5 protein-coding genes are annotated in these 10,192 nt (G+C 48.9%); 4 read left to right on the top strand and 1 reads right to left on the bottom strand.

Annotated features, from left to right (window positions below; all coding sequences use genetic code 11):
* Window positions 1-140: 140 nt before the first annotated feature.
* Window positions 141-5,996 carry a hypothetical protein gene (locus tag KDK14_RS21395; protein WP_257267300.1) on the top strand — a complete coding sequence of 1,952 codons (5,856 nt, stop codon included), beginning with the start codon at window positions 141-143 and terminating at the stop codon, window positions 5,994-5,996.
* Between the two features lie 124 nt (window positions 5,997-6,120).
* Window positions 6,121-6,492 carry a PilZ domain-containing protein gene (locus tag KDK14_RS21390; protein WP_257267298.1) on the top strand — a complete coding sequence of 124 codons (372 nt, stop codon included), beginning with the start codon at window positions 6,121-6,123 and terminating at the stop codon, window positions 6,490-6,492.
* 193 nt (window positions 6,493-6,685) lie between these two features.
* On the opposite strand, the gene KDK14_RS21385 is transcribed toward KDK14_RS21390, so the two are convergent.
* Complete coding sequence (locus KDK14_RS21385; RefSeq protein ID WP_257267296.1) at window positions 6,686-6,910, bottom strand: hypothetical protein; 225 nt, start codon at window positions 6,908-6,910, stop codon at window positions 6,686-6,688.
* Between the two features lie 178 nt (window positions 6,911-7,088).
* Between KDK14_RS21385 and KDK14_RS21380 the strand changes: the two genes are divergently transcribed.
* Window positions 7,089-8,291, top strand: a complete 1,203-nt coding sequence (locus tag KDK14_RS21380; protein ID WP_257267295.1) for an alpha/beta hydrolase — start codon at window positions 7,089-7,091, stop codon at window positions 8,289-8,291.
* Window positions 8,292-8,411: 120 nt separating this feature from the next.
* Window positions 8,412-10,157 (top strand): hypothetical protein, encoded by a 1,746-nt coding sequence (locus KDK14_RS21375; RefSeq protein ID WP_257267294.1) that lies wholly within the window; start codon window positions 8,412-8,414, stop codon window positions 10,155-10,157.
* Window positions 10,158-10,192: the final 35 nt, after the last annotated feature.

The raw sequence follows: 10,192 nt of genomic DNA, 5'->3' as shown, positions 1-10,192 counted from the left end.
AGTTGACCGTTAGTAACAGTCCACTGCGACAGTTTGCTGATGCTTCAACCAATGCAAAACCCGAGACCACCGATCAGGCAACCAGTCCGATTCCTGAGATTATTGACGACAAAAATAGTCTAATGTCAGTAGCGCCAGGAGTGAACGGTGGCAACACACCAGCACCGCAGTCGTCGGCGCTTACTGACAGCAGTAAGCAGGACCCACAGGTTACTGTTGACTCAACCAGTAACACTTCTGAGGTGACTGTAGAAGGCAATAGTCGAACACCAGCAGACCTTCCAGAGGTGACTTCGCCAACCTCACCGGATCCGGAGCCCGGGGAATTGGAGCAGTATTTAAACACTGTTCCCGTTAACCAGGAAGCGGTTCAACTTTCCGGGGTTCATCAGAACACCGTTGCCCTGCAAAAAGCGGTAAACAGTATGGCTGCTAAAGTGGAGCAGTTTAATAACTGGAAGGACGCAGAGATAGCCAAGAAAGAGATTACCTGGCTGGAAGGAGAGGATAGAAAGCTTGAACCAAGTAATACCCGTTTGCGAAATGCGATTGCCGGGCAAATTCAAACCTTGGAGAACGAAATAAATAAGAATGTTAATCAGTTTAAGAGTAAATATGGCAATCGCCCCAAAGAGTGCAAAGTACTTGAAGAAAGAGCGAGCAGTATCAAAGAAAGCCTGAAGCAGCAAAAAGAGAGTATTGAGCAATCAAACCGGGCAATAACGGGGAAAGCCGTCCAAAAGTGGCTTGAAGACCTTGATAAGACCAGCGCTAACTGTCCTGACACTGATGACTATATGGAAAAGGTATTACCAGAGCTGGCCAGTGTATTTGCATCTAATCACGGAGAGGCGTGCAGTTACCTGGCGGGTCAAACCATTGATCGGGTATCCGGGGAGTTAGTCAGAAGATGTAACGCAGAGGTTGCTAAAGTGCCAGGTGGCAAAGGGCATCATCTACAGCTTCAGAAGCTTTACCTGCAGTATGCCCAGCGGTTACAGCAGCTGGACCCACAGAGAATCCCCGCCCGTGTCCACCAGGGGAAATTGGGTATCAGAGGTGAGCGATTTGCCCGGGAAGCTATCCGGCAACAGGAGGCAGAACTGGGTAAGGTATTTGGTGACCCGCAAACCGACGCTGAGGTCTTGTCAGATACAAGTACTTCAGCCAGTGAAAAACAGGCCTCCAGGCTGATAGGGGATGCCCGCATCAGGCCGAGGTTGTTGGCGCTGTTGAACAGCCTGAAGGCAAAGCAGGAAGGCGTTAAAAATACCGCCGTGGCAGGGGTAGAGGACTTGGATGCCGCATTAACTAAAGGGTTGCTGGATATTCGCGATCAATTCAACTTGCATCCCATGCCGGGTAAGTTCGATGTTCTGAAAGCCTGTCAGATCGATCTGAAAAAGCCCAATTCCAAACTGGCCGCTGAATCAGCTAATCAGCACGAAGGCTCATTAACCGCAAAAGATGGTGAGCCCAGATATAAGAAACTGAAAAAACGTTGTGATCATTTACTGAAAAAGCTGGGCACTCCCGGGAAGCTTGCGAAAACAACTGGCCAGAAACGGGCGTTTATGGAGGCATTTCACCAACAAGGCATCTTTGATTATGAAACCTTAAAAGATGGTGCAGCGACCACGGAAGGATCTTTTACGGTCACCAGGCTTGGCAGGGGTAAAGGCCCTCTGAGTGAGTTTTTTGCGGGCGTTCCCAATGCCAACTACCGCAAAGCGGATGAAGGGGCAGAAAGTATAGCGATCGATGGTGGCAAGCCGGCAGGCATTGTCTTTGAAAAAAACCGGGCGGGTGACTGGCATGGCATGCTGGGCAACAGACATTACACATTACACCCCCGTTTTCTCTACGAGTACCCGAAAAGCAATATTCCCTTTGCCGGCAATTGGTTGCCAGTGAAAGCAGATGATGGCAAAACGGGCATTCTGGTTCTGCAGACTACGGCTCAGGAGCCCCGGTATTTCTTGTATGAGCCCGATGGCAAAGGAGAGCTGAAGCCCAGGTCTATAGACGCTGCCAGTGACGATGAATTGGTCGATGCCGAGTTTTTGCTGCGGGCAGCAAAAGGTCCTGGCGAGACCTTCTTTGATAACCAGCCAGAAGAGGTCGCCCGGGCGAAAGCCAGGGCGCTCAGAGGGGGCGTTAAGTCGATCCGCGACCAATGGAATGAAACCGACAATGCACAGAAAAAGCTGGCTTCGTTATATGAGCAAACCCGCATTGACGTGAAAGAACGGTCCAGTAAAAAAAATCTACAGGATTTGATTGGTACCAAGGATCGAAGCAAACTCCTGGAGGGTCGGAAGGTCGAGAAGAGTCAATACACCTTGCTTCAGAATGAAAAGGAAAACAAAAAAAAGGTGGGGACTCATCTGGAAAATGCCAGCTTGAAATCAGCGGATCAACGCTATCAAAACCTCTCGCCAGATACCAGTTTTGATAAGGTTGGCAAAGGCTATTATGAGCAGTGCCGGAAGAAATTTGGCAGTAATGAGCTGATTGAACTCGGTGAGAAAAACCTCAAGGTGTTCAAAGCAGGCGCTTTTCAAAACATGTCGGTATTTGCCGGTTGTGAAATTAAACCGGACGCACCGGAAGGGTCAGACGGCTCGATCCAGCAGGTTGCGTTGAATTTTGACAAGGTGGTCAAAGTGAATCGGGACCGGCAGTTACGGTTGAGCGAGGGCGTGGACTACCTGACCAGAAAGCTGGGCAAGGACATCAGAAAGAACACCGAAGATAATAAAGCGCTGGATTTTTACCGGGATGATGAACTGGTCGATTTTGCCATTAATCAGTTTAAGAACGGGCGTCTGCCAGCATGGGTCGGGGGGAATCGTGACTCGTTCTGTGATGACCTGGTACAACTGATGCTGGTGAAGAATGAGCGGGATTTCTGTCTCGGCATGGGACGGCGTATGGACGCTCTGAAAGACAAACTGGCGGTGGTCAAGAGTGAGCGCTTTGGCACTCAGCAGATGCCTGATGATGAGTTTAAAGGCACCTGTCAGGCATTGAATCTGGATATGGCACTGTTGGCTGGTGCGCAAAAAGAAGCGACAGAACGAATTGAATCTCACTACCGTCGTGGTCTGGATGAAAAAGGCCGGGTGATGATTGCATTTGAGCAAGGCGGGCTGGTCCTGCGTGGCGATCAGCCCAAGATGGCTGAAAAAGTATTTGACTTTGTGCAGAAAATGGGGAGCGACAGAACATCAAAAGGTAATACATTGGTGCTCCAGCTGGGCACCGGTTACGGCAAAAGTAAAACAATTATTCCTCTTGTGGCCGATCAGGCTTGCAGAAAAGGGCATCCTGTTCGGATCATTGCGCCAGCCAATAACCAGGCTGAACTGGATCACTCCCTGACGGGTTATTTTGCTGATTCCGGCGTAACTTACCGCAGGCTGGATCTTTTTAAAGATTATGTGCCCAACTCCGGGACTCCCGGAAAATGGTGGTCGCCGGAGGTGTTGGAGGATATCAAGGCGCAGGTGACCGCGAAAGCCCCGCTGGGTATCTCCACAACGGACGTCCTGCTATTAATGACGCTCAGGGACCAACTGAAAACCATTGATGCGGCAGATTACCAGGCTCACTGTAAAGAAAATCCGGCGACGTTGAAAAAAGAGATTCGCTTGATAGAAGATATTCTGGATTCATTGCTATACGACGGTCTGAAGGTTTTTGATGAGCATGACCGGTCATCTACACCAGTCAGTAATGATGAGTTTGTGGAGCAGGCCGCAGATGTGGGCCGGGCGCAAAGTGTGCTCGGGGCGAAACCGTTAGATGAACGGGAAGTGGCCGAATTGCAGGCAGCCTTTTTGAGCGGCAGTAAGCATAAAGTCTGCCTGTCAGCCACCATGGGGACCGGTTTTACCATGGCTGGGTTGACGAAATCGGCAACGGTTAAAGAGGCGGCGGAAAAATGTGAATCGAACGCCATGACAACCCACGCCAGACTTTTTAACTGGCTGACGAAAAGCAACCCGGTCTTTTCCGGTGAAACATCCAGGCGGGAGAATAGAATTAACATCCTCGAGCAGGTGATGGAGGGTTCCGGTAAGGATAAACAGATCATTCTGTTTGATGGTAACCACAATGGCGAAGACCGGTTCAGGCACGTTGTGGAAGATTATCAATGCCTGCAAGAAGCACGGGGCGGCAAGGTTCGGGGGCTTTTGTACTACAACGATCAGAAACAGCTCTGTTTGTACCATCCGAAACAGGAAAAATATCAGCAACCGGACGCCGTGGTTTCACCGGAATTGGAGGCGTTGATTCGCAAGAACCCGGAGGATTACGACGTTCGCCTTGACAAGACGCAGGGTACCGGGACGGATTGTCCCCAAAGTGCGGCAAGTGTAGGTATCCACCTTGGTATGGCTGAAGATGACAACCGGCGCAGTAATATATTTGTTCAGGAGATTGGTCGTTTCACGCGAAAGTCTGACAATGTCAATCAGCAGGGCATAAATGTGGTGCTTGATATGAAAGCCTTGCATGAGAAGCATCCAGAACTTGCCAGTGCCTGTGAGCAAGCCTGTAAGAACACTCAGGAAGCGAAGGCAAAACTGATGGCCGGGTTAGAAGATAAGGTGAGTCCTGAGCAGTTACGAGTGATTGATGCCAAGCTGCATGTTTCGCCTCCGGATGGGCAAGGCCAATATGACACTAACCTTGAACGTGATTTGGAAACTTTTATCAAATCCTGGGAGTGCAATGTGTTTCCCCAATCGGTGAAAACCGATTTGGCGGATTTCAAAAGAGTCCAGTGGCATCAGCAGAATCAGTTTCTGGAATCGTTGGCCACCCTGATGGCACGTCGGGAAGACTCACCGTTTGTCAAGGCCTGTGAGACAAGCTTTGAACGAGGGAATAAACGGGCGGATGCCGATGAGATTTTATCCAGTGCCCATAACTGGCGAATTGCCAAGGCCGAACAGGTGCTTAAAAAGGCCGATCTTGCTCCAGTGGTGATGTCGGCGGGCAGTGCGGATGAATATGACCATCAGAAGTATGTTGATGAGCTTGAATTTCAGCTGAAACAAAAGGTCCATAAGGAATTACAGAAAATAGAGAGACAGAGCGTTGATCAGTTTGATATAGACGCATCGCTCGAGCAATTTGCCAACAGTCAGCATATGGATGATGAAATAGGCAAGTGTATCGCCAAGATTCGGGAAAGCGGTATGACTCCAGTGGATCGGGGAGAGAATCATGATGTTCCACCGGCACTGATGACCTATTGCAAGCAGTTAAAAGCTGAGGCAGATGAGGTGTTTGAAGAACTTGGTAAGCTTTGCAATTTTGGGGAAAAACCAGAAAAAGTTTGTAAAGATAAGCTGTTGCTCTCAAACTCCAGAGACTGGAAAAAGGTGGCTGCCGCAAAAGAGGCTTTCGATAGTCAGTTTGCCAAAGTGGCATCTGGGGATTTAGAAGCGCTGTCGACCTTTTGCAGTGAAAGGGAGAGTTCGCTGGAGACTTTCTATCATGATCTGGCCACTGCACTGTCTGGCATAACATTTAAATACGATCTGGCTAACGTCGGGAAATTTGGCAACATGTGCGATATTCTGGGAAGAGGCATGAAGGCGTTAAGCATGGATAATTATAAAAAAATCCGTGACAGAGCAAGCAAGTTTTATCCCATGGAGGGAGGAAAAGCACCGACCAAAATCCAGTTGGTTAAACTTGGCAGGCCAATTAATTGGCAATGGGGTGTTGCTCTGCCTTCCCGTGAAGGTCAAGTCAAGAAAGATTTTGACTCCCTTGAACAAAAAAGAAAAGAAAATAACGCCATAGGAAAAGCCAGGGCAATATTAAGAAAAGGTAATGACCCTCAATTAAGTCAGTGCCTGGGCCAGATTCAGAAAGACCTTTTGCGGGCTAATGGAAAATACCGGAATTCACTGTTAAGGGGTGCTGAAGATGCCCAGAGTAAAATTGATAGTAGAAAAAACATTAAATTGAAATGATCTGTTTTCATGAGTTTTATTGATGAAGCTTAAATGATTTCCGGTGTTGTATTTAAGCTCTGTATTAACAGTAATCATAAGATAATGTCTGGTTATCTATGTTTAGGCAAACAAGGCGTGATTTATGTCGTTAACACCCAGTGGCAAGGAACGCCGCTCGATTAAGCGTCATCAGTTGCAGGATTATCTGAAAATTTATAACCGCAACACCATGCGGGTTATGGGAAGTATCGGGAACATCAGTTGTAATGGCTTAATGCTGATCAGCTCTGTTCCTGTGTTGATTGGCGCTGTTTATAATATGCGTATTATTGTTCCCGATGATGAGATGGGAGAGCGGTACCTGGATTTTGATTCACGGTGCCATTGGTGCAAGCCAGATGTTGGACCGGAATACTTTGACTCCGGCTACAGTATTGTCAATGCGGATCACGGTATTATCGATCTGGTTGAAATATTGAAAAGTTATTTTACCTTTGGCGAAGTAACAGACTGACGTTTTCAGGCAGAATCTTGCGTCACTGATCGATTGCTGTCTCAGTGCCAGAAACTGTAAGAGACAATTTTGCCCGGCATTTGTACGATGTCAGCCGGGGGCAAATTGTTATTCAGTGGCAGGATGATGTCTGAATATTTCTTTCTCAAAGTGTACGTTTAAACCATAAGCTCTGGTAGACAAAAGTCCCCCTCTAATCATTGCTTTCAAACTCAATAGCATCTTCAAAGACCCAGTACTTTTGCTCCTGCAGAAGTTTGTTGTCGTTCATGGCCATAAATAGTCCTGAGGGAGGCATGGTGCTTTCTCCCATGAATTGCCACTGGATTCTCTGCCCTGCAATGGCTTGCAGGCACAGCGGGTAATTTCCCTTGAAAGCCGGGGTAAAGGTACCGTGGCGCTTATCTCCCTTTTTCATAGTCTTCTCTTTTCAACATGATATCGGCCACGTTATTGCTGAGCGAGAGTGTTTTTTATTTTGAGGCATCAGGGCACCTGGCCTGATCTTGCTGCGAAGCCGTTAACGACTATGATTATTGGCGGCGGTTTTGTTTAAAGTTTCAACAAGCCTCTAAACTTCTCAACAGGTGGTTTTTATGAATAGTATTAATTCCGGAACAAGGCCTCTTTCTGCATCGTTTTCAACTCCTCCATCGGAGGAGACGAAACGCAGTTTGAGAGACCGCAACTCTGTTAAAACAGATGAACAGTCCCGTATGGGGGCGAGTTCTGTTCGACAGGTTGAACCTCAGATACATTTGCCGCAAGCTGACAATAATTCCTCACATGCCAGCCTGTCTTTCTTGTCAAGAGCGGTTGCCAACTTTACCTCCTCGGTCAGTTGGCTGCTTGAAAATCGACTGGGTGTTGCGAAACGGGTTGGCCAAGAGCTGCTTCCGTCGCAAATCTTACCATGGTGGACCGGCAATTTCCCACCGGAGGGGGCAGATTTTCCTGACCTGAGTGAGACACACAAGCTGGCTGAAACACTCAGTCAGGCGCGGGCGGCGGATTCACGTCGTCCCCGTTTGACAGTGCCGGTTACCCTTGGCAGTGGTTCGATCAAGCTCAAAGGCGCCATTTGTTATCCTCCCGGTTGGAATCCGGAAGATAAAAGCAGTTGCATTGTTTTCCACAATCCAAATGCAACGGTTCTTTCCCGGATGCTCCTGCCCGGCGGTAACCTTGAGCCAGGACTTGCACCGGGAAAGCTGCAGTCAGCAGAAAACTGCCCGGTACTGCTTTACGACTACAGGGGAACGGGTTTAAACGAGGAGGCATTACGGGGGGCAACTTACGAAACTGTTGTACAGGACGGTCAGACCGCCATAGAGTGCGCGCTGGCTAATTATGATTTTGTCACAGTGGTTGGCACCTCCCTTGGCGGTGGGGTCGCAACGGTTGCGCTGGCAAGGCACCTGGCAGCGGAGGAAAATCAAGGTGACATCACCAGAGTAAAGCTGGTCAGTCATGATTCTTTTACCACAACGTCCAGAGTTGTTCGGCCGGATATCCCTCGACTGGCCGATTGGGTGGGATGGCTGGTGGGCGGTCATATCGATGCAGAAGCCGCCATGCGTGAATTGCTCGATAAAGATGTGGGGATTATTGTGCTGAATCAGGCGGATGATTTGGTAATTCCCCTCGGTGCCAGAATGTCAGAATTAATTGGTCCATTTCAGGATCACCCGAACGTTTTTTGCAGGGAATTTCAACAAGGCCATCATGGTTATTTGTCACAGGATATGGTGGCGTACCTTGATGAGGCCAATGAACATTTCCGGCATAGCCGCCCATGATCGGTATCGGATGTTCACTCGTTCCGCGCAATGCCCTGCTATCAAAGTGCAGGGCAAGCTGCAAGTTGGATGGTGCCTGATTCGGTAATTTTGACGGCCTTTTAAAGTGTATCGAATGTTATGTCTGATCTTAAACTAGCTATCAGCAACGACACGGTCGATAGCCTGAAAAGCAAGTACCTGACCTATTTTGGCGTCAAGTCGAAAAAAAAACTCAAAGCTGAACTGGTCAACTCAATCGCCGAAGGTCTGACAGACCAGACGATGCTGAAAACATACCTGGAGAAACTGTCAGAACTGGAGATGTCATTATTGCAGGAGTCGCTGTTCAATTATGGCGGATTGATTGACCGGGAACGCTTCCAACTGAAATACGGTGATTTTCCGGAAAAGCCGCAAGGCAGTAATTATTGGTACTATCGAAAAGAGCCGACAGACGCTGTTGTGGTCTTTTACTTTACCGTAGGCTCTGATTGGCACAGCATTCGAAAAATTCCGAACGAGGTTATGGCTGCGCTAAGGCCGCTGATGGCAAAACCTCGGCCGGATACGCTGAAAACTGTCGCCTTGCCGGACCCCCTGCCTGAAAGTCATGTGCTGTTTGAACGGGAACGGCTGGCCCTGAGCGAGCTGCATTCAATACAACTGCTATTGCAGGATAAGCAAATCAAGGTCAGTGAGAAAACGGGGGTTGCCACCGGGGCAACCCTGAAGAAAGTATCTTCCGCCGTGCATGAATACTACAGCGACGTCCCGTGCGATGAGGCGAAAGGTTGCGAGTCAATGCTGGCTTATGGCTGGCTGAGGCTGCTGGGCAACAGCAAATTCACCAAACGCTCAGGCACAACCCTGATTCCGGCCAAAAAGACCGATCGCAACCCGGCGGACACCATCAGGGAGATGTGGACCCAATGGTTGAATAATAAGAAAGAAGACGAGTTTCGTCGTATTGATCGCATCAAGGGACAAAATGGCAAGGGGAAGCGTTATTTCACCGATGTGCTGAAAAGAAGGGAGGTCATTACGGCTTACCTGAAGGGGTGTGAGGTCAATGCCTGGATCGACTTTGCCGACTTTGCCGACTTTTTGTTCGTTACCGGTGCTGATCTGGACGTGACAACAGAGCCATACCATCTCTATATTTACAATCCGGGTGATGGGGAGCTTGATGGCGGTAGCTGGGATTATCTGGAAGTCCGTTATTTGCGCTGCTTCTTGCTGGAGTACGCGGCAACCCTGGGGCTGGTGGATGTAGTCATGGCTCCCCATAATACCGATGAAAGCTTTTTTGACCGCTATGGCGATATGGAGTGCCTCAGCCGCTACGACGGTATGCGATATTTCCGTCTGACACCATTGGGTCAGTATGCACTGGGCCTGACAGACAGTTATCAGGCAGACCACAGCGAGTCAACTGAAACCCCTCTGGCCATTCAACGACAGGGACGCATTGCCTTTGATCGAGAGCCAACCCCCTGGGAACAACGGTTTATGTCACTCTATGCGGATCATCATAAGCAGCATATCTGGACGTTATCCCGTAAGAAGATGATGGAAACGCTGCAAATTGGTGGCAGCATCGATGAACTCAAAGCCTTCCTGCAGGCCCGGGATGACCAGCCTTTTTTGCCGGAAGATTGTGAGAGCATCCTGAAGCAGGCGGCAGCCAATGTCGGGGGTGTGGAGATCAAGGAGGAAGCACTGATTGTAAACTGCAAAACCCGGGAGATTGTCGAGTTTATTATTAATGATAAAGTGCTGTCCAAATGGTGCCAGCCTTTGGGCAAGCAGCAAATCGTGATCCCCAAAAGTAAAGAGAAGAAGTTTAAGGAGAGCCTGAACTCGGTTGGCATTGGTTGTGCCTGAAATTGTCAATGGGTTTCGGATGGAACCACAAAGGG

Origin of the sequence: Endozoicomonas sp. ONNA2 (genome assembly GCF_024606365.1) — a bacterium.
Taxonomy (GTDB): Bacteria; Pseudomonadota; Gammaproteobacteria; order Pseudomonadales; family Endozoicomonadaceae; genus Endozoicomonas.
Note: the sequence above shows the minus strand (reverse complement) of the source record. Positions and strands in the feature narration are given on the sequence as shown.

Coding starts and splice junctions, on each gene's coding strand:
- KDK14_RS21390 (WP_257267298.1), top strand. CDS start 6,121: ATGTCGTTAACACCCAGTGGCAAGGAACGCCGCTCGATTAAGCGTCAT.
- KDK14_RS21385 (WP_257267296.1), bottom strand. CDS start 6,910: ATGAAAAAGGGAGATAAGCGCCACGGTACCTTTACCCCGGCTTTCAAG.
- KDK14_RS21380 (WP_257267295.1), top strand. CDS start 7,089: ATGAATAGTATTAATTCCGGAACAAGGCCTCTTTCTGCATCGTTTTCA.
- KDK14_RS21375 (WP_257267294.1), top strand. CDS start 8,412: ATGTCTGATCTTAAACTAGCTATCAGCAACGACACGGTCGATAGCCTG.